Genomic DNA, 22,856 nt, shown 5'->3' on the forward strand with positions numbered 1-22,856 from the left:
CATCGGTCCGGCGGTGTTTGGTGTGCTTACACCGCCGGGCTTTTTTGTCTTGCGTTAGCGCCCCTGGTCGCTGTGTCCAACCTGTGACCACGGGAGACAAAAAGAGACACAACCAGACAAAACCAGACAAAAAGAAACAAAGAAACCTAAATCTATCCTGTTAAGCCAGTTACGGCGTATTTTACCACACTCCAACAGGTTACAAGAACACCCGGTGGAGAATCCCTGCCTCTGCGCCGGATTATTTAGAGGTAGCGTAACCTCCCTGTTGACAACGGCTTCAGGGCCCCGTTCGTGCCGGGGCTCATAGCACCCTGCCTTCTTCAAAGACAATCTGGCAAACCACCTCTTGACCAGCCCCCCCTTCCTGTCCACTTTAAGCTGAAACTGCACATGGACCAGTAGAACATAAACTCCGGAGGAAGTGATGAAAAAGAAGAAGCAGTTGACGACATCAGCTGGGATTCCAGTTGGTGACAATCAGAACTCTTTGACCGCCGGACCGCGTGGCCCATTGTTGGTCCAGGATTGGCAGTTGTTTGAGAAGCACGCTCATTTCAATCGTGAGCGTATTCCCGAACGTGTCGTTCATGCGAAGGGCTCGGGTGCCTTTGGTACTCTAACCATCACCAACGACATCACTGAGTACACTAAGGCGAATATCTTCTCAAAAGTCGGGAAGAAGACCGACTGCTTCCTCAGGTTCTCGACGGTTGCGGGTGAACGTGGCGCGGCCGATGCTGAACGTGATGTACGGGGCTTTGCTATCAAGTTCTACTCCGAGGAAGGGAATTGGGATTTGGTTGGCAACAACACGCCCGTGTTTTTTGTCCGGGATCCCTACAAGTTTCCAGACTTTATCCGCACGCAGAAACGAGACCCGAAAACCAACTTGAGAAGCAACACTGCCCAGTGGGACTTCTGGTCGCTGTCGCCCGAGAGCTTACACCAGGTTACGATTCTCTTCTCTGACCGGGGAATCCCGCGGAGTTACCGCCATGTGAACGGCTATGGCAGTCACACCTACAGCTTCATCAACGACAGGGACGAGCGGTCCTGGGTCAAATTCCACTTCAAGACGGCGCAGGGTATTCAGTGTCTCACGGCCGAGGAATCTGAAGCTATCATCGCCAAGGACAGGGAAAGTCACCAGCGGGACCTGTTTACAGCTGTCGAAAGAGGTGACTTCCCCAGGTGGAACCTCAAGGTTCAAGTGATGACTGAAGAGCAAACTGAGAAGACTTCCTATAACCCATTCGACCTGACCAAGGTGTGGCCGCACGGCGAATTCCCCCTGATTGACGTCGGCGTCCTGGAACTGAACCGGAATCCTGAGAACTACTTCGCACAGGTAGAGCAAGCCGCTTTCTCTCCTGCAAACGTAGTCCCCGGTGTCAGTCACAGTCCGGACAAGATGCTCCAATTCCGCGTCTTCTCTTATGCCGATGCCCATCGCTATCGTCTGGGCGTGAACTACGAGAGCTTGCCGGTCAATAGTCCCAGGTGCGAAGCGAATACGTATCACCGCGACGGGTCAATGCGTTTCGACGGTAACCGGGGGGGCGATGTCAATTACGAACCGAACACCCAGGGCGGACCCGTCGAGGATCCTCGATTCAAGGAGCCGCCGTTGAAGCTCTCCGGAGATGCGGACCGGTACGATCATCGCGAAGGAAATGACGACTACACTCAGGCGGGCAACTTGTACCGACTGATGCCCGATGATGAGCAGAACCGGCTTCACCGGGCTGTCGCCGGCGCGATGGATGGAGTCCCGGACGAGATCATCAAACGACAACTTGAGCATTTCGCCAAAGCGGATCCAGCCTACGCAGAAGGTGTCAGGAAAGCGCTGGGGCGTTAGTTTCAAAATGATAAGAAGGCAGCAGCCTCCTCCGGCGAAAGCAAGTGTTTCGCCAGGTGGTAATGATGTCCGTATTTATGACAATAACCCTTTGCCACGGCCCAGCGGCAGAACCTCCGGGAATGTTTGATCGGTGGGGTCACATTCAAGTGGGAGGACAGAGTGCGGGACGGTGCAAATGTATTTCCGTGGTATGACACCAATGTTCACCTATTTTCTCCGAATTGTGAGGCGGCTTTTTCATCATACACCCGGAGTAGAAGGTTATCTGCCGCGTGAGGCTCATCCGGTCCCGAGGCACGTACGAAAACTCTATGACGACATCGGTAAATCCATTGACTGGTGTGACGGTGGGCGTATATTGTGGGCTAAGTGGTCTTAGCACAGGGGATACGAAGAAGTGGGAACCCATCGTCTTGCAACCGGGTCCGACATCCATAGCCTCGGCAACTGTTACTCTGAATTACGAATCAACAGATCTTGTGACAAAAGGGGTGACGTACTGCTGTTTCGCGTGAGGCGTGCAACGGTGCCCAACGCTGCACGATGCCTGCCGGGGACTGCGCCGTTCATATGGGAGACCGAGTGGTGACACTGCCGCGACACCGTCAGGACCTGAACATTGCCATGAGCGGGCCTCGTGAGGCTCTTCGTGCGGCGAGCGGGAAAAGGTCGGACATCGTTCTGCAGCTTGCAATCGAAATCGCGGTTGTCGGGGAGGACGACCAGCCGCTGGAAGGCGTGGCCGTGGCTCTGAGGCGTGATGACGACATGGAGAGCACCGGTTTCACCGGCAGAGACGGCATCGCCCGGTTCGAACCACTGGAGTTCAAGCGCAAATGGCGCTTCTGCCTGTACCGGCGCGACAAGGACGCCTGGGAGCTGGTGGAAACGGGCAAGGTGGGCAGCGGCTCGGAGGCCGGCCGCACCGAAACGGAGTGGAAAGAAATCTCCACCGCGGATACAAGAGGGCCGAAAACGCACACGGTCAAGCCGGGCGAATGCATCGAGAGCATTGCCTTTCTCTACGGCTTCTTCCCCGAGGCCCTGTGGCAGGATGAGGGCAACCGGAAACTAAGGGAACTGCGCGAGGACCCCAATATCCTGTTTGAAGGTGATACCGTACAAATCCCGGCCTTACGGCAGAAAGAGGAGGCAGCCGCGATAGGCAAACGGTACACCGTGAAGACAAAGGGGGTGCCTTCCAAGTTCAGGGTCAATCTGGTCATCGACGGCAAGGCCATGGCGAATACCAAATACACCCTGGAAGTAGAAAAACTACCTGACCCCTACCAGGGAACCACCGGCCCCAACGGCGAAATCGACCACTGGGTGCCTCCCGATGCAACACAGGTGGTACTGCGCATTGACGGCCACGAACTAATCTTCATGATGGGTATGATTGATCCCGTCACGACCCGGCAGGGTGTGATCCAGCGGCTGCTCAATCTGGGGTACCTCGGTGACGACTCTGTGGAAGATCCTGATTTCGATGAAGAATTGCAGGGTGCTCTCTGTGACTTCCAGGAATCGCAGGATCTGACGCCGACCGGCAAACCCGACGACGCCACCCGGCGTGCTCTCGTGGATGCCTGCGGCGGCTAATAGGGGAAATGTATATCCCAGGCTCTCGGCAAAGGCGCGGCTGGTGGCACCGACGGCGGGAAAAACTGCGTAAGTTGAATCGGGCGATTCACCATGGTATTTACCGAGAGAGCCCCCGTCCGCCGCCGCGTCCAGAATGCCTTCCTACGGCGGCGAAACCTGATCCAGGCCCACTCCTGAAGATAAAAGCTCCAATTATTGGCGGCATCACATCGTCCGAACACGGCACCCATGGGCTCCACGGTTGCAGTATTATCGCCGTACCCTGCCGGAGGGGCTGCCCGAAGGGCTTGCTCCAACGCATCCGCTCGCACTGTTGTAGGTCTTAACGGTCCTAATGGAGCGGGCCCTATTCCCACAAATGGCGCGGGGACGCCAGGGCCCACAGTAATTCCATCGTCTTGATAATCGGTTTTATCAACCCCCTGAGGTATGTCACCTGGAGGTGGCATCGGAACAGGAGCGGGTCGGTAGTGAAGCACAAGGGCGTGCCAGATCATCTGCGACGTTACCCCGAGCCCCACCCCGGCCACCCCCGGACCGCCGCCTGCCATTACCCCAAAGGGGGCCGCGCTGTCTATGCCACAGTGATACAACGTTGGGTTGTTCTGTGGTCCTGATGCGAAGACAGAGCAACCACTAAGTTTTGCGGTGAAGAAGAACCTCGCCAGCGGTGGGTTAGGTATTGTCATATATATCATCCCACCACGGGTTTCCCAAGGGAGGTAGTACGCATGGAATGTACCTGGCGCGGCTGCAACGATCCCTGGGGCTACCCGGTTGTGAATGCGTAGCAGTAACGAGTTTCGAAGGATACCTGCCGGGCCGCCGATATAAGGGGCGATGGCTTGGTTTCTGATCTTATAGACCGAGACCGCATACACGGGTGGCGGGCCCGCCAGGCCGGGAGGCGGTACACCGGCAGTTAGAACGCCGCCGACCGGTGTATGAGGCGGTCGGGCGACATGTAAACCACTAATGTTAACCCCGCCGGCTGGCCAGCCGGGAGGGGCAGCACCTGGGCCAGGCCAGGCAACATTCGTCGGATTGGGTACAGTGTAGGTGGACGGCCACAGTAGCGCTGCGGGCAAGTTTGGAATTTCGAGGGCACAATGCCTTGTTTCCCTTTCCGGATTGGTTAGGAATGAAAAATTGTAGAACACAACGAGCCTGTGTGAACAGTATGTCGGCTTCAGGCGGGGGCTGCCGTTCCCGCCCGAGTCGGCCGGCTGAGTTAACCCTGCTGCTTTAGTCCGTCATACAATGTCTTCTCAGCAGTCTGGTGTCAAGGTCTAATTGAGAATAGTCCGGCAAATCGAAGAGTTTGAGTATTGAACGTTTCTGATGGGCCTATGTGGGCAACAGATTGGCCGGTCAAACGCAATGCCGCCGGCAGGACAGTTTCAAGACTGTCCGGGCCTTTATATTGGTGAATCGAATGACGCCGGCGTGCCGATCGATTTCGATCCGGAAACGGTGTACCTGAAGCGCCGCTCTTGATGCTTTTCAGCCGGTGGTACGGTATTTGAAGAGGGCCGGCTCTGGCCGGGTCTAAACGTGGTCAAAATCAGTACTTTTTTCGTTGACATTCGCGCCGCAGTACCTATACTTACAGGGTGGAAACGAGGTTAGAGGTGGATCTCTGAAATCCTTACTTACCTTGGTCTTTCTTTTTTGTATCGAATTCTAAACGTTAACTGTTGTAAAGTCTGAGAGTGTACCCAATGAGAAAACTCATGGCAATCGGTCTGTTCGGCGCGATAGTGGCAGCGGCGCTGTTGTGGTTTGAGCCGTTCAACCAGCGAGCACCCTGGGAGCTGGACAGGGCGGACGCGGAATTCTATCGGTTCAAACGAGATGGGAAACGGCCGAAACTGCTGCGCCGACCAAACACGTGGTTCTACGAGCAGCGAGCGTATCCCTACGACCGGATTCCGCAGGACCAGTACCTGGAGGCCCTGGACGAGGCGCGGATAGCGCGCCGGGAGTACAGGGCTATGGGGGGTGACGCGGTAACGTGGCAGGAGACCGGACCGACCAACATTCCGGGCCGAATAGCCTCGATTGCGGTTCACCCGTCGGATCCGAACACTATTTACGCCGGTTCGGCGGCGGGCGGCGTGTACAAATCGACTGATCTGGGCGGAAACTGGACGGCCATATTCGACGACGTGGGAACGTTTTCAATCGGCGCCGTGGCGATTCACCCGTCGGACCCGGACGTGATCTACGTGGGTACGGGCGAGCCGACGGCGGCGATCGATGACTACGAGGGCACGGGGGTGTACAAGAGTCTCGACGGGGGGGCGACGTGGAACCTGGTGGGCCTGCCGAACAGCGCCCTGATCGGCAGGATTGTCATCGATCCGTTGCACCCGGACACGGTCTACGTGGCTGTGCTCGGCCAGGTGTTCGGCACCGGCACGAGCATGGACCGGGGGCTGTACCGATCTCAGGACGGTGGCGCGAACTGGGAAAAGATCCTGTTTGTCGATGCTCAGACGGGCTGCGTTGACGTGGCCCTGCATCCGTCGACGGGGACGGTGTTCGCGGCCATGTACATTGTGTACTCGGGCGCCACGAGCGCGATATGGAAATCATCCGATCACGGCGACACGTTTACGATGATCTCAGGCACCGGCGGACTTCCGGCGCCGGGCAATATCGGCCGCATAGGCCTGTCGCTCGACCCGCAGTCGGAGACGGTGTACGCGATCCACGTCGATGGCGCCACGCAGGACCTGCTGGGGATATACAAGAGCACCAATCTGGGGGTCGCCTGGACGCGGACGAACGACGGGGAGCTGTATGGAACTTACGGCGGTTTTGCGTGGTATTTCGGGCAGATTCGAGTAGCCCCGGGATATCCGGACATCGTGTACTCGCTGGGAGTGAGCCTGTGGAAGAGCGAGGACGGCGGGGCCAACTGGTTTAACGCCTCGGGCGGCACTCACGTCGACCACCACGCCATGTGTATCCTGCCGACGAATCCCGACGTCGTGTATAACGGTTGTGACGGCGGGGTCAACTACACGAACAACGGTGGGTATTCCTGGACCACGTTCCGAAACATGGCCAACACACAGTTCTACGCCATGACGGTCGACTACAACAACCCGGACCATATTTACGGCGGCACCCAGGATAACGGCACGATGCGCACCATGAGCGGCAGCACCGGCGACTGGGACGAAATCTACGGTGGTGACGGCTTCTACTGCCTGGTCGATTACACCAACCCGAACGTAATCTACGTAGAATCGCAGAACGGCAATCTGGCCAAGTCCACGGACGGCGGATTCAGCTTCAGCTGGGCGCAGAACGGTATCGACCCGAGCGGAACCGAACCGCACGGTTGGAACACGCCGGTGGCGATGGACCCCGTCCACCCGAACATTCTCTACTACGGGACCGATCGCGTGTACCGGACGGCTGACGGCGCGGAGAACTGGACGGCTATCAGTTCCGCCCTGTCGTCCCGCTACATCACGACCATGGGAGTGGCGCGCAGCGACAGCCAGGTAGTGTACGCAGGGTCAAGGGTGGGTACGGTGCACGTTACCACCAACGACGGGGCCTCCTGGACGCGGATCGACGGCGTGTTGCCCGACCGCTGGGTTACGCGGCTGACGGTCGACCCGTACGATGCGGCCGTCTGCTACGTGACGCTTTCGGGGTATATCTCGAACGGTTCGACATTGCCCCACATTTTCCGGACGGCCAATTACGGTTCGGGCTGGACCGACATCAGTTCGAACCTGCCGGACGCGCCGCTTAACGACGTCATCATCGATCCGCACGACAACCAGACGCTGTACGTCGGCAGCGACGTCGGCGTGTTCGTGACTCATGATCTCGGCGGGTCCTGGGCTCCGCTGGGCACCGGCATGCCGGTCACCTGCGTCCACGACCTGGAAATGAACGCGCGAACGCGTCTGCTGGTGGCCGCCACGCACGGCCGCTCCATGTTCAAGACCATCATCCCGTGCGCCGACGAGACCGACTCCGACGGGGACGACGTGCCGGACGGCTGCGACAACTGCCCGAGCGTGGCCAACACCGATCAGGCGGATGCCGATGGTGACCTGATCGGCGACGCCTGTGACGACTGCATTGACTCCGACCGTGACGGTTTCGGGGCGCCCGGCTATCCGCTGGCTACGTGCCCGCTTGATAACTGTCCGACCGTGTACAATCCGAACCAGACGGACACCGACGGTGACGGTATCGGGGACGCCTGCGAGTTCATCACCGAGACAACCTTCGACACCATTACGACTCCCTGCGTTTCGCTGATCGTGGCCAACAGCGGCAACTTCGGCAACCAGGGAAGCCCTACGCTCACTCTGGACTACGCGGACCAGGGCGACTGCGAGTTCGCGTACATGTACGACGGCACGCCGGTCATCGCCCGGTACACCGGTCAGGAGTACGTGGCGGACTACTTCCTGTTCGGCAAGAGCACCTTCAACGTGCCCCTTGACGGCAACCCGACCGTGCCGACGGTGCAGACCGGTGAGTATCAGGTGTACGAGTCGGGAACGTTCGTCACGGCCGACCTGTCCATCGCGTTGGAAAAGACATGGTATGCTCCCGCTCAGGCGGACAGCTGCCCGTTCGTGATTCAGTGCCTGAAGGTGTATTCCTGGGATGGTCAGCAGCACAGCGGGCTGGCCATCGGTGAGGCCGTCGATTGGGACATCCCCAGTGCCTCCGGAGTCGACAACCTCGGCGGGTTTGACGTTGCGGCCAGGCTGATCTACCAGCAGGGACTTGGTTTCGGCTGTCAGAGCAACGAGGCGCGATTCGGCGGCCAGGCCCTGATCGGTATTGGGTATGACGACGCCTGTATCGACACCTCGGCCCAGCCGTACGGTGCCTACACGGCGCTGAACTCGATCTTCCTCTATCCCACCGGCGGCTTCGTGCCCGAGGAGATCTATACCAATATGCAGCAGCCCAGCTACTCGGCCGAAATGACCGGGGCCGACCAGCACGCCGTCATGACGTTTTTTAACAACCAGACGATCGGTCCCGACGACACGCTGTTCATTTACTCCGTCGTGACGAGCGTACGGAACGGCCCGTCGACCGAGCTTGTGAACAACGTCTACAAGGCCCGGAAGTGGGTAAACGATCATGTGCGACCGGCCTGTGCTCCCACCTGCTGTATCGGCCTGACCGGCAACGTGGACGGTGATCCCGAGGAAACCATTGATATCGGCGACGTCACGGCCCTGATTGACTACCTGTTTATCAGCAACACCGTGCCTGAGTGCATGGAAGAGGCGAACACGGACGGCGACGGGGACGGCGTCGTCGACATCGGCGATCTGACGGCGCTGATTGACTATCTGTTCATAAGCAATACTGAACCGGCCGCCTGTCCGTAACGAACCGGCCGACACATAAACGAAACCATACCGGCCGCCCGCGCGCTCAGCGGGTGGCCGGTCTTTTTTCTGCCGGCGATAGCGTTTCAAGATGTCTTCGGTCACCGGACTTGGGCCGAAGTCCCCGAGCAGTGCAGGCCGTGGAGGGGTTTCAGTCGGTGTCGATTTTGCGGCCTGACGGAGCTCAAACCTTGACAAAACAGCCCATGTCCGTATATTGATAGTATACTTTCTGCGTACCCCTCACCGAGTACGAGGCAGTTTATGCGGCGAAACTCCAGACGTCTGAGTCTCCATACCTCCGGATGTTCCTCCCGACTGCTGGCCGCAGTATGGCCAACGATATCGCGGCCGGGTATGTTTTTGATGGGGACAATGGTCGGCAGGCCGAAGGGGAGGATTGGTTCTCGGCGCGAACAAATCATACATAACCTTAGCCACAACGGGAGGCGACCGACATGCTGAGCGATTTCAAAGCAGTCTTCAGGGGCCTAATCGTCGTTGTATCGGCGGCGGTATTTTCAGTTTGTCTGATCCCGGCACCGGCGGTCAAAGCGGAATTGGCCACCGTCGCGGAAATGGAACAGGTCTGTCAGAACTGGCTTACACAGATGGTGCTCGAGAAAGGCGTCTGGGCCGGTGAGACCAATCCCGGCATCGTGGGCGTTAACGAGATAACTTCCGGCGATACCCTGCTGGCCAGGTACTACAGCATCTCTCCGAGAGGATTCGTGGTGGTACCGGTCCTCAAGGAAATGTTACCGGTCAAGGCCTACTCGGACGAGTCCGACCTGGACGAAAAACAGGAGGGCGGTTTTCTCCTGCTGCTCAGAGAAATGTTGTCGGACCGCCTGGCCATCTATGCCGACAGGTTCGGCAGTCTCGAGGCGCCGCAGCCCGCCACGGGCGACGCACTGTTCGGACGCGAGCAGAGGTCCCGGTGGGACGTTCTTACGTTGCCCGCCGAGGAGTACAGGGCTCAAATAACGACTGCCCGGATGCAGCCCGCCGCCGAGGCTGGTCCGCTGCTGACTTCCAAGTGGCATCAGAGCGATCCCTACTGGGACTACTGCCCGATGGGGGACGGGGGGCGCTGCGTGGTGGGGTGCGTGGCCACCGCCGCGGCACAGATCATGCAATTCTGGAAATGGCCAGCCATCGGGGTCGGCAGCTACTCTTACTATTGGGAGGGTGACTTCTCCTGCAATGGTTCGACCCCGGGGCAGGAGTTGTCCGCGGATTTCTCGGACTCGTATGGCTGGGCGAACATTCCGGATAGCTGCGGCACCGGCTGCTCTCCGACCCAGGAGGCGGCGCTGGCTGAACTGAACTACGAGGTAGGCGTGGCCTTCAACATGAATTACGGGCACTGCGGCTCCGGCGCCTCGGTTTCCAGGGGACTGATAGCGTATCCGACCTACTTCAAGTACAGTGCCGACATCAGCCAGGAGTTCCGCGCCGGTTACGATCTGGCCGGATGGTTTGGCCTCATCCAGGAAGAGATCGACGCCGGTCGACCGGCGCAATACGTCATCAGCAGGCACTCCATTGTCTGCGACGGCTATCGGGACCAGTACGGGCAGTATGAGTACCACATGAACTACGGTTGGGGCGGAAGTTTCAATACCTGGTTTGTGCTCGACAGTCTGTATTGCAGTTGGGAACCCGAATCGCTGTGTCCGGCCGAAATAGAGTGGATGCTGACTCACATTGTGCCCCAGATCGATCCGGTGCTCGAACTTGTCGGTTACACGCTCAATGACGCCTCCGGCGACGGGGACGGCCACGCCGACCCGGACGAGGTCCCTCGGCTCACGGTCACGGTACGCAATCGCGGGTGGGATGCATACTACGTGGCCGGCAAACTTAGCACCGACGACCCGTACATCACGTTCGGCGTAGATTCTCTGGGCATTGCCGATGCCATTGTCTGGGGTGACAGCGCTACCGCGCCGACGGAGTACTATGTCGGTATTCTCCCGGGGTGCCCGGACCCGCACGTAGCGGTTCTGGAGATGGAGTTGACGGCTATCGGAGGTTACGTCGGTACCGACACCCTTTACCTCTTTATCGGGGACACCCCCGGGTTTGAAGACGATCTTGAAAGCGGACCCGGTTACTGGGAGCACTGGCCGGTCATCCCCACGTACGTTGACGAATGGCATCTGGACAGCTACCGGTCCCACAGCGCGACCACGTCCTTCAAGGCGGGTGCTATGGGAGCAGTCGAGTACACTAATAACGCCGATGGAGGGTTGATAACACCACCGTTCCTGCTTCCCCAGAACCCGGTTCTGGACTTCTGGCACTGGATCGATGCCGAGATCGGCGATGAGACCACCGCCTGGGATGGCAGCATAGTGATGATCTCATCCGGCGACGGCCAGTGGACGCAGGTAGATCCCGTCGGCGGGTATCCATACACCATCATCGACAACCCGGCCAGCCCCTTTGAGCCGGGGACTCCGTGCTTCTCGGGCACGCACGACTGGAGCCAGGTCCAATTCGACCTGGCAGCCTACTCCGGCGTGGTGCAGTTGATGTTTCGCTTCGGCTCGGACGGCGCCGCCGTCGAGGAAGGCTGGTACATTGATGACGTGCAGGTGACCGGCTCCTGCTGCGGCGGCCTTACCGGCAATATTGACTGCGATCCGGAAGAGATTGTCGATATCGGCGATCTAACCGAATTGATTCGATACCTGTTCATTCCGCCGACGCCCACGCTTTGCTGTGAGGAAGAGGCGAACATCGATGGCGACCCGGCTGGCCTTGTGGACATTGGTGATCTGACGGGATTGATCGCTTACCTGTTCATTTCACCCAACCCGGATCCGGCTCCGTGCCCATAGCACGCGTGAAGTGATGTCCCGACGCCGACCGGCGGCGACAAGTTGTGGCTCAGCCCGGCGATGAGTGATCTTGTCACACATCGCCGGGCGTTCTTTGTGAATTCCGTCACATGAATGCGGGAAGGTGACCGGTTTGCCGCATGCGGTGCAGGAGCGGTCGAGCCATTGCTGACGCCGCCCGGGTAGCGCTGTCGCGGCTATCCGTGACAGCCGGGTGTGGCACGATGCCGTTGTCTTGGCCGGTGGTGGCGCGGCGGCAAGTTACGGCAGGACGGGGGAATACACGCGATCAGTCTCTTCCGCTCCACGGCCGATTCAGCGGTCGTGTGATCATGTGCCGGACGCGACCGGGCGCGGTACACGAAGGTGCCAGTCACTGTGCAGGTGCCTGCAAGTGTTGGCTGTTCCCGGTCCGGTGCGCGCAGGTATAGCCAGTGTGGTAACCGACAGTCGGCGCACGCGCTCGCGCCCGTATTCCCTTGTGCCGCAAAATAAAAGTGTTGACACGGTTTGAGGCTACCGATATATTGTGAACAAGCAGGCAGACGATATTATTTCCGGTTTGCGCTCACTTTACTTACATGCGCCGTGCTATCTGAATATGAATGAGGCTGGTGTAGTCATACGCCTGGCCGCAAGACATACTATATAACACACCAGAATCCCGGGGAGGGATTATGAAAGCAAGAGTAATACTGATTGCTCTCTGCGTGGTCGTGCTGTTGGCGTTGGGGACGGCAGCCGATCCGCAGCAGCCGCAGAGAGCAGAGCCAACCGCCACGTTTACCGTGACGAGTACGGCTGACGACGGGACGGCCGGGACTCTGCGGTGGGCCATCAACTCGGCCAACAGCACTACCGGGTCCGATATGATCAACTTTGCCATCCCGGGGACCGGGCCGCACTATATCTACCCGATCAATCAGCTTCCGCCGCTGACCGACCCGGCCGGTGTAGCCATTAATGGCCTCACCCAGACCGGGGCCAGTTTGGGGACGACCCCACCGTCGACGGTCGTCCTGAAGATTGTGATCAACGGCAGCAACGCCGGCCCCGCTCACGGTCTGTGGGTTCAGTCGAACAACAACCTCATCATAGCCCTTGGGATCGAAGCCTTCGAGTACGACGGGATTCGTATCGAAGGGATCATGGAAGCTTCCTCCAACATAGTCCAAGGCTGTTTCATCGGTACTGATGTGACCGGGTATGCGGACAAGGGTAATGGCCGGGCGACCAGCAGTTTGTGGGCCGGGGTCCATATCCTGAACCAGCCCGGTGGAACTGCGGTGCAGAATATTGTCAACTACAGTCTCATATCCGGGAACTGGTCCGACGGTGTGTGGATCGAGGGTCCGAAACAGCCCGGTGACGTGGGCTTCAATAGTGTCCACGACTGCTACATCGGAACCGACATCAGGGGTAACAGCGCCATTCAGAATGATCATGAAGGCGTCTGTTTGTGCGAAGGTGCCCATGACAACCTCATTCAGGACAACGTCATCTCCGGCAACGGCTGGGACGGTGTCGGGATACAGGGATACTCGAACGAGCAGTATCCGGCCCCGCCGATTCATAGCCACTCGAACTCCATTACTAGAAACCTGATCGGTCTTGACGTCAATCGCAACCCGCTGGGCAACGGCATGCACGGTGTCGCCATCGGCGAGTACGGCCCCGGGCAGTTCGGCTTCGCTCCATCTAACACCGTTGACCTCAACGAGATCGCCTATAACGGGACCGATGGCGTAGCCGTCTGGGAAGACCTGTACGACAACACCAACTGTGACGGGAATAAAATCACCCAGAACTCCATCCACAACAACGGTGGGTTGGGGATCGACCTGCAGAATGACGGCGTGACGCTCAACGATCCCGGGGACCTCGATGACAAGGGAAACGAGGAGATGAATTTCCCGGTGATCACCGGTGCCTCCTTTTCCGGCGGTACGACCACCATCACCGGAACGTACGAAGCGAGCATGACCACTGTCGAGGTCTTTAAGGCCCAGCTGGACCCGACCGGCTACGGTGAAGGTGAAATATACCTCGGCGACGCCGTGTTGGACGGCGGCGGTGGCTGGACTCTTTCGACGACTGCGCTGGCAGCGGGTGATTTCGTGACGGCAACCGCGACGGACGGGGCCAACAATACGTCTGAGTTCTGTGCCGACGTTCAGGTGACCAGCAGCGTCGTCGATTGGGACTGCATTGACAACCCGCCGGACGGCAAGACGGCCGGCGGAGACGAGACAGAGCCGAACGACCAGTGCACGGACGCCGACTATGCCGCCTGTGAGACCGCCTACTGCGGGGATATCACGGATGGCGACGAGGACTGGTGGGTGGTCACTTTGCCGGAGGATGCGTGCTACTGCCTGCACGTGCGCGTCTTCGGTGACGACACGCCGAACCAGTACGCCTATGGCGGCGGGTTGAACCCGGCCCTGACGGTCTACGCGGATGACTGCACCACGCAGTTGTTCTCAAACCTCGACCACAACGGCACCTTCCCGGACGCCGAGGGTCAGGACTCGCAGTACGACTGCCAGGATCCCGGCAACTGCTATCTGCCCGGGACCACGCTGTACCTTAAGATTACTTCCGAGCAGGCGACCCACGGCCCGTACCTCCTGGTGATAAACTGCGATATCTGCGAGTGTCCCGAGGAGCCTGCGGACACGTGTGAATATTACAAAGGTCCGTACGAGGACTACGCGCCGGTCGGCATGCCGGACTTCGACCAGAAACAGGATGCCTGGACTTCGCCGGTGACCGGAGGCTGGTCACACTGCGGTCCGGTGGCCCTGGCCAACTGCTTCTGGTGGTTCGACTCCAAGTTCGAGCCGGATCCGGTGGACCCCACGCCGTTCTATCCCGGCCCGGGCTACCCGGCACCCAACGACGGCTATTCGCTGGTGCAGTCCTACGAGGTGCAGGGCGCCTGGGACGACCACGACACCAACAACGTGATGCCGTTCGTTGATTCTCTGGCCCTGTACTGCAATACCAACCCGCCGGGAACCGGCAGGAGCGGCACGAACATCTTTGACCTCGAACAGGGAGCGCGGGACTGGCTCACGAAGACGGGCCTGACTTCCCTCTTCACCATTGAGGTCTTCCCGGTGGATGACGTTACCGACCACGGTTTCGAGTACATTCGGGAGGAGGTCCTGAGAAGCCAGGATGTGATTCTCCTGATCGGGTTCTACGAAGAGTTCCCGGGCGAGCCGCCGTACTGCGAGCGCATCGGCGGCCACTACGTGACCGTGGCCGGGACGTGCACCGATGTGATTGACTCGGCACTGTGCATCTCCGACCCGTTCTTCGACAACAACGAGGCCGTGGCCCATGCGGCGAGCCTGCACAACGACGCGGCGCTGGTTTCCGGCCCGCACGGTACCATACACCACGACAGGTATGATGTTGGCGTGGTCAATTGCATGATGATGGTGCCGCCGCTGTTCCAGCTGGAGTTGCTGGGCTATCCCGTCAATCCCGTCAATGTTGTGCCGTTTATCGGCATGAACGATATTAACGACATGACTCCGATGGACCCGACGGGCGCGCCGATCCACGCCATCATTGAATATGCAGTTGTCATTTGCCCGGTTGATTTACCGCCTGAGCCGACGCTTGGCAAGGTGAAGCACAACATCGACGGCTACAAGCCCGGTGACGGGAACCCCGTCGGCACCTACTGGAATGAGCTGTGGCCGAACTTCAACGAACCCTGGCAGCTCACCAGCTGGGTGGACAACGGCGACGGCGTGCTGAGCTACTGCGATACGATCGATTTCACGCACACGGCTACTGGCATGAAGATCTGGGAGCACGTCGAGAAGGTGACGCCCACGATCGGGCTGAATGAACCTACCGGCGGTCCGGTCATCTACTATCTGGAAGCCCTCGATCCGAACCCGAATATCGATCCCATCACCGATCCGGTCGGCAGTTGGTGGCACGAGGTGTGGCCGATCTACTGTACGCCCTGGAAGATCACCGACTGGACTGATAATGGCAACGGGTACCTGGACTACGGCGACAACGTAGTAATCACTCCTATGCAAGGCGATCCGGTAGGGTTGCTTGTCTATGAAGTGCAAACTGATATTATCACCACGCCGCTGCCGACGCCGGGAGACGAGTATGACCACAATCTGGACGGGTACCTGCCATCCGACGGTAACCCGACCGATCGTGTTTGGCACGAACTCTGGCCGAACTACTGCGATCTCTGGTATGTCGCGGAGTGGCGGGACAACGGTGATAAGATACTCAGCTTCTGCGACACTCTTAAGTTCGCGAGCCAGCAGATTCCGGACTCGGTCATCTGGAAGCACGTCGAGGAAGTCACGCTTACGGTCAAGCTCGCGTTCGGTGAGGATACGACGTACATGGACTACATGTGCGGCAACCCGATGGCCGCGCCCATCGGGAGTCCTGTCATCTTTACCTACTGGTTGCAGGTCTACCCGCACACGCTCACGCGGTATATGGCCACAGGCTGGGGTGACAATGGCAGCGGCGTCCTTGACTCATGTGATAACCTGGGGCTGATGGCGATTGACGGTCCGGATTCAGGCACCGTCACGATGTATCACGTCGAAGGCACACAGACGGACATCGTGACCACGTACGTGGACATGGAGCCTGAGGTCGACACCTGTGACTACTACAAGTCGCCGTACGAGGACTATGCGCCCAACGGTATGCCGGACTTCGATCAGAAGCAGGATGCCTGGGTGGATGTGCCCGGCGGCAAATGGACGCACTGCGGCCCGGTGGCCCTGGCCAACTGCTTCTGGTGGTTTGACTCGAAGTTCGAGCCGGATCCGGTCGATCCCACACCCTTCTGGCCCGGTCCGGGCAACCCGCCGGCCAACGACGGCTATCCGTTGGTAACGTCGTACGATCCGACGGGCGGATGGGACGATCACGATACCAACAACGTGATGCCGTTTATTGACTCGCTGGCCGCGTACTGCAGTACCAATCTGATGGGTGGTCCGTGGGGCACGTTCATTTACGACCTGGCAGACGGTGCCAATAACTGGCTGATCGCGCACGGTCTGGACCAGGAGTATACGATCACTCTGGTGCCCAACCCGACGTACCCCGACATCCAGGAGCAGGTCCTGATGAGCCAGGACGTGATCCTGCTGCTGGGATTCTGGCAGCTTGACTCACCGGAACCGGGGCAGTGCTGCCGCTTCGGCGGACACTACGTGACGGTGGCCGGTGTCTGCAGGACCGACCCGGCTATCTGCATATCCGACCCGTTCTACAACATGCAGGAGGGCGAACCGCCGGTCGGCAGTTCCCACGGGGCGAGTCTGCACAACGATGCCTGGTACGTTTCGGCTCCGCACGGCACGATTCACCACGACAAGTACTACGTCGGCCCGCCGCTCATGCCGTGCCCGATGGCTGCACCGCCCGCGCTCGAGGTCTACGGCTATCCGACGGTGTTGCCGGATATCCTTACGTTCTACAACCAGAACGCGGTTGATCCGGGTACGCCCATGTGTCCGTTGCAGACCGGAGAATTCCAGACGCTGGTGGAGTATGCCATCGTGATCTGCCCGGCTGACACCTGCGCCGGCCAGTTGCCCGGTGACGCCAACACCGACGGAGTCATAAACTCGGATGACATCACCTTCCTGACGGATCTGTTCGAGAACGACGGGCCTGATCCGAATCCGAAGGCCAACGGCGATCCCAACGGTGACTGCCTGGTCAACTACGCTGACATCGACTTCCTGACTACTTACCTGTACCTCGGAGGCCCTGAACCGGTCGAGTGCACCTGTGTCGATCCGCGTATCACCTGCTGTTACCAGCTCACCGGTAACATCGACTGTGATGCGGCGGAAATCGTCGACATCGGTGACCTGACGGCGCTGATCCGTTACCTCTTCATCCCGCCCATTCCGACGCTGTGTTGCCCGGAGGAGGCGAATGTTGACGGTGATGCGGCAGGGATTATAGACATCGGCGACCTGACGGGGCTGATTGCCTACCTGTTCATCTCGCCGAATCCGCTTCCGGAGCACTGCTTGTAGGCGGTCAGCACCGCGTGATGCGATCACGCATCGAATGAAACCGACCCGGCCCCTTAGCAAAAGGGGCCGGGTTTTTTTAATGATGGGCGGGCCGGTGTATACCGGTGGAGGGGAGCCGGCTGTCGTCGTCGACGGTCGCCGCTGCTCTTGTACTCGTGGCCGAAAGGTGTTAGAATGCAGGTGGCCGTCAGTACGTGAACCGCTCTTTCAGGTGGCGTCCAGCTTATGTGTGATTATTTGATCAATCCCCATCGTCGCGCTGAACCGGACTTCGATTCGGACATAGTCTCGGCCTTCGAGAGCCGCGACATCTTTCCGTTTCACCAGGCTCTTCCGGGCTATGCGCCGACGCCGTTGCTGTCGCTGCCGACCCTGGCCGGGCGGCTCGGCTTGAGACGGGTTCTCGTCAAGGATGAATCGCACCGCCTCGGGCTGTCCGCCTTCAAGGTGCTGGGTGCGTCGTACGCGATATACCGCTTCCTGAAACGCCGGTCTGAGGCGGCCACGGGAAAACCGTTCGAGATAGCTGACTTTTTCCGGCGGGATCAGGCCGCGCGAGGGAACTCTGTCACCTTTTGTACGGCTACGGACGGCAACCACGGCCGGGCGGTGGCATGGACCGCGAAATTGGTAGGGCAGAGGGCGGTCATCTACATGCCCCGAGGCAGCGTTCGCGCGAGAGTGGAGAGTATCGAGAAGGAAAACGCAAAGGTTTTCATCGTGGACGGCAATTATGACGACGCGGTGAAACAGGCGGCCGCTGACGCCGACCTCAACGGCTGGCAGATAATCTCCGACACCGCCTACCCCGGCTACATGGAGATTCCCGCATGGGTCCAGGCCGGTTACACGACGTTGTTCCGGGAAATCGACGAGAGCCTTGCCGGAAGTCCGGCCGTGGAAACAGACGTTGTCTTCATTCAGTCCGGCGTCGGCAGCCTGGCGGCGGCGGCAGCGTGGCACAACGTCCGGGGCCGGTCAGGTCGCAGACCCGGGCTGGTGAACGTCGAACCATCCGCGGCGGACTGCCTGTTGGCGTCGGCTCGTTCATCGTCCGGCGACGTCCGCTCGACCACCGGCAGTCGGGACACCATTATGGCGGGCCTGAACTGCGGCACGCCCTCGCTTGTTGCCTGGCCGGTGGTGAAACAGGTCGTGGACGTATTCATGTCCATTCCGGATCGGTTTAGCAAGCGGGCCATGCGGACGTTCTACCACCCGGGTCGATCGGACGAACGCATCGAGTCGGGCGAATCCGGCGCCGCCGGTCTTGGCGCCCTGCTGGCGCTCTGTGAAGCCGCTTCGCTGGCGCCCGCCCGCGAGGCGCTCGGTCTCGGCAGTGACAGCACCATTCTGCTCATCAACACCGAGGGCGCGACCGACCCGGTCAATTTCCGCAAGGTCGTCAATGTCGATTAACTCCCCACCGTAAACACCGATAACTTACACCAGGCGGGGTTCAGTCGTGCGCGGGCGTCGAGACATTTCGACCTTGCCATGCCGGGAAGTCATGTTATATTGAAAGGCGTACATACCCGCCACTTCAGGAGAGATTCATGCGCCGCAAAGCACACCTTGTCTGCCTGCTCGTCTTCCTGCTGGCCTTTGCCGCCCTTGTACGGGCCGGAAACCTGAACAACCAGCAGGCGCGAGTGTATTTCGACACCAAGCAGCAGTATGTTGATCTGCTCGGGCTGCACCTTGACGTCGCGACCCGTGGTGACGACTACTTTGACGTGATTACCAATCCCGACGAACTGGCCCGCCTGGACTCGCTCGGGTTTCGGACGGAGATCATCCACGAGGACCTGGCGCAGTTCTACCGCTCACGCATGTTCATGCGGCCGACCGACATGGGCGGCTATAAGACGCTCGACGAGGTCTACGCTGCTCTCGATGCGATAATCGCCGACCACCCGGGTATCGTTTCGGCGAGGCAGAGTATCGGCAAAACGATTGAAATGCGCGACATGTGGGCGGTCAAGATCTCCGACAATCCGGATGTCGACGAGGACGAGCCGGAAATTTTTTTCTCGGGCGCCATTCATGCCCGTGAGGTAATCACGCCGGAGCTTCTGCTGTATTACATGGACTACCTGACGGACAACTACGGGTCGATCACGGAGGTGACCGACCTTGTGGACGAACGCGAAATCTGGTTCGTCCTGGTGATCAATCCCGACGGTTACTACCACAATGAAGTGATAGAGCCTGACGGCGGCGGCATGTGGCGCAAGAACCGTCGCTACAACGGTGACGGTACGTACGGGGTGGACCTCAACCGGAATTTCGGCTATAACTGGGGCTATGACGACATCGGCTCGTCGCCCTACACATCCGATGAGATATACCGTGGCAGCGATCCGTTCTCCGAACCCGAGACGCAGAACATGAGGGACTTCATCGAAAGCCGCCACTTCGTGATCAGCATCTACTATCACTCCTTCTCCAATCTTGTCGTCTGGCCCTGGTCGTACGACCAGTTTCTTACGCCGGATAACGATCTTTTCGATGCCATGGCGGATTCCATTCAGGCGCATAACGGTTACGCGGCCCTTCCCGGCTGGGCCTTCTACCCGGTTAACGGTGACAGCGACGACTGGGGGTACGGAGAGCAGATGACCAAGGACAGGGTCTTTTCCATGACCATTGAGGTGGGCGGCGATGACGACGGTTTCTGGCCGCCGTTGTACCGTGTTCCCGAGTTGGTGCAGGAAAACCTCGAGCCGAACCTGTTCCTGACGCGGGTTGCCGGGTCGGTCTACCGGTTGCGTGCTCCGGCGACGCCGCAGATCGTGCTGCCTGAAACGGTGGACAGCGCGGGTTATGACGTTGCCTGGACGTTCTCCGACACCCTGAACCCGGCGGTGGCGTTCGAATTGACCGAGTTGCAGGGCTACCAGCGGGTTCTTGACGAAGCCGTCGATTTCGCGCGCTGGGAGGACGACGGGTTTGAGATATCCGGCGTGCGGAGTCACTCCCCTGGGGCGAGCTTTTACTCCACGCGCGGGAACCTGCTCCTGAACGACCTTCGTTCAAAGTATCCGTGCACCGTCCAGCCGGGCGACACGCTGAGGTTCTGGACGTGGTACGATATTGAAACCAACTGGGACTATGCCTACGTCGGTGTCTCCACGGACGGCGCGGAGTTCATCACCATCCCGGGCAACCTGACGACAACGTATGATCCTTACGGCAGCAACGCGGGCCACGGCATTACCGGCTCCTCGAGCGGCTGGGTCCAGGCCGTCTTCGACCTGGCGGCCTTTGTCGGGCAGGACGTGTACTTTCGTTTCTCATACGTGACGGACGGCTACGTCTCCGAAGAGGGCATCTATATTGACGACGTATACCCTGCCGTTGAGTTTGCGGTGGGAAACGTCATATCGTCCACGCTATCTGACACCCCGTATCATTTCTCGGACAAACCCGTCGGTACCTACTACTACCGGCTGCGGGCGCAGGATGCCGAGGACCAGTGGAGCCTTCCGTCACCCCTGGCCGGTACGATCGTCACCAGCGGCGCCGTCTGCTTCGATTCCGACGGTGACGGTTTCGGCGATCCCGATCATCCCGAGAACGAATGCCCGGTCGACAATTGCCCGGACGTCTTCAATCCTGACCAGACCGACAGTGACCTTGACGGTCTGGGTGACTCCTGCGATACTATCTTCGCCGGAGACCTTGACGTGGACGGCGTTACCAGCACGGTGGCCGACCTGGTCGTGGCCAATCACTATTTCCTGAGCGGACTATCGGCTTTTGCGGTAGACCCGCCCACTCAGATTGCACAGTTTGACGTCAACTGCGACGGCGCGACCCTTTCGACTGCCGATCTCTACACCCTGACCGATATCGTCATGGGCGACGTCGAGCCCTGCTACGAAGGCCTCTTCAGACATGAACCGGGGGCACTTCCGTGGTATGCGTCTAAGGATGCCGCCATCGCGCTCCCGGATCAGGACTCCACGTACGAGATAGTGGTGGATAGCGTGATCGTACCGGAGACCGACACGGCGCGTGTCGCCGTTCGTTTCCATGGCGGCTCGGAGGCCTTTCTGGCCTTTCAGTTCAATCTCGAGTACTCCACCCGTCATCTGGAACTGCTTGACGCCACTCTGGACGAGGATTACAGCGAGTGGAACTGGTTCGAGCATCGCACCCGCGTGATCGGCGACAGCGCCAGAACGACAATTGCGGGCGTGGCCTGGAGCTTTAGCGGTTCGAGTCAGCCCGGTCAGAGCCAGACGATGTCGACCGACAGCGCCGCTCTCGTATGGCTGACGTTCCACCTTCTCAGAACCGACACCGCCTTCGTCATGACCGTTAAGTTTGTCTGGGAACGCTGCGGTGACAACACGCTGGCCGTCGGCACCCTCGACCCGATCACTCCCTCGCTGACCCTGGAACGCCTGGCCGTCTCCAGGAACGTGTACGATTTCTTCTCCACGGACATTACCGGTCAGCCGACTTACGGCGGATGCGGCGATGAGTGCCTGGCCGGCTGGCTGGGTGCCGTCCCGACCCGCCTTATCGACTTCCGCACCGGCTACGTGAGGTATCTGGGCACCTGCTGTTACCGTATGTCCGGCAACGTCGACTGCGATCCCGACGACATCGTCGACATCGGCGACCTGACCAGGCTTATCGACTATCTCTTTATCAGCGAGGAACCGCTGTGCTGTCCGGATGAGGCCAACTGCGACGGCGACTTTGCAGGAGTGGTGGATATCGGCGACCTGACCCGGCTGATCAGCTACCTGTTCATATCGGGTGACCCCCTGTATTTCTGCCAGTGAAGCCGCTTCCCGGCTTCTCAAAGGCCGGGGCGAATCCGGCCGGTCGGGCTGCCCCGGCCGGCCTTCTTTTTTGCCCGCTGTGTGACCTCTGCCTTCCATAACGCCTGATTGTCAAGCCAATTGCCGGACCCCGGCAACGTGGCGTCATCACATCTGAAAAAAAACAGCCGCTCCCTAAGAAAAAAGTTGCAACACGACTATTTCCATCCTATTTTGACGCAGGGAATGGGTTGACATTGCATCTAGGTAGGCTCAGAAGTTTATGGGCCGCACCGTGGGTATTA

At 59.4% G+C, this 22,856-nt stretch carries 7 protein-coding genes; all 7 read left to right on the forward strand.

Annotated features, from left to right (window positions below):
- The first annotated feature begins 427 nt into the window (after nucleotides 1-427).
- The 7 genes from VMY05_11690 to VMY05_11720 all read left to right on the forward strand — a co-directional run bounded on the left by VMY05_11690 (nucleotide 428) and on the right by VMY05_11720 (nucleotide 22,572).
- Nucleotides 428-1,864, forward strand: a complete 1,437-nt coding sequence (locus VMY05_11690; protein HUV31734.1) for a catalase — start codon at nucleotides 428-430, stop codon at nucleotides 1,862-1,864.
- 588 nt (nucleotides 1,865-2,452) lie between these two features.
- Nucleotides 2,453-3,469 carry a peptidoglycan-binding domain-containing protein gene (locus tag VMY05_11695; GenBank protein ID HUV31735.1) on the forward strand — a complete coding sequence of 339 codons (1,017 nt, stop codon included), beginning with the start codon at nucleotides 2,453-2,455 and terminating at the stop codon, nucleotides 3,467-3,469.
- Nucleotides 3,470-5,193: 1,724 nt separating this feature from the next.
- Nucleotides 5,194-8,862, forward strand: coding sequence for a hypothetical protein (locus VMY05_11700; GenBank protein HUV31736.1), 3,669 nt, complete (start codon nucleotides 5,194-5,196; stop codon nucleotides 8,860-8,862).
- Nucleotides 8,863-9,320: 458 nt separating this feature from the next.
- Complete coding sequence (locus VMY05_11705) at nucleotides 9,321-11,711, forward strand: C10 family peptidase (protein HUV31737.1); 2,391 nt, start codon at nucleotides 9,321-9,323, stop codon at nucleotides 11,709-11,711.
- A 677-nt stretch (nucleotides 11,712-12,388) separates the two neighbouring features.
- Complete coding sequence (locus tag VMY05_11710; protein HUV31738.1) at nucleotides 12,389-17,773, forward strand: dockerin type I domain-containing protein; 5,385 nt, start codon at nucleotides 12,389-12,391, stop codon at nucleotides 17,771-17,773.
- A 225-nt stretch (nucleotides 17,774-17,998) separates the two neighbouring features.
- Complete coding sequence (locus VMY05_11715) at nucleotides 17,999-19,192, forward strand: diaminopropionate ammonia-lyase (protein HUV31739.1); 1,194 nt, start codon at nucleotides 17,999-18,001, stop codon at nucleotides 19,190-19,192.
- A 137-nt stretch (nucleotides 19,193-19,329) separates the two neighbouring features.
- Nucleotides 19,330-22,572 carry a M14 family zinc carboxypeptidase gene (locus VMY05_11720; protein ID HUV31740.1) on the forward strand — a complete coding sequence of 1,081 codons (3,243 nt, stop codon included), beginning with the start codon at nucleotides 19,330-19,332 and terminating at the stop codon, nucleotides 22,570-22,572.
- The last annotated feature ends 284 nt before the right edge of the window (nucleotides 22,573-22,856 follow it).

It is taken from the genome of Acidobacteriota bacterium (genome assembly GCA_035529075.1).
Lineage (GTDB): Bacteria > Zixibacteria > MSB-5A5 > GN15 > FEB-12 > DATKXK01.

Coding starts and splice junctions, on each gene's coding strand:
- VMY05_11690 (HUV31734.1), top strand. CDS start 428: ATGAAAAAGAAGAAGCAGTTGACGACATCAGCTGGGATTCCAGTTGGT.
- VMY05_11700 (HUV31736.1), top strand. CDS start 5,194: ATGAGAAAACTCATGGCAATCGGTCTGTTCGGCGCGATAGTGGCAGCG.
- VMY05_11705 (HUV31737.1), top strand. CDS start 9,321: ATGCTGAGCGATTTCAAAGCAGTCTTCAGGGGCCTAATCGTCGTTGTA.
- VMY05_11710 (HUV31738.1), top strand. CDS start 12,389: ATGAAAGCAAGAGTAATACTGATTGCTCTCTGCGTGGTCGTGCTGTTG.
- VMY05_11715 (HUV31739.1), top strand. CDS start 17,999: ATGTGTGATTATTTGATCAATCCCCATCGTCGCGCTGAACCGGACTTC.
- VMY05_11720 (HUV31740.1), top strand. CDS start 19,330: ATGCGCCGCAAAGCACACCTTGTCTGCCTGCTCGTCTTCCTGCTGGCC.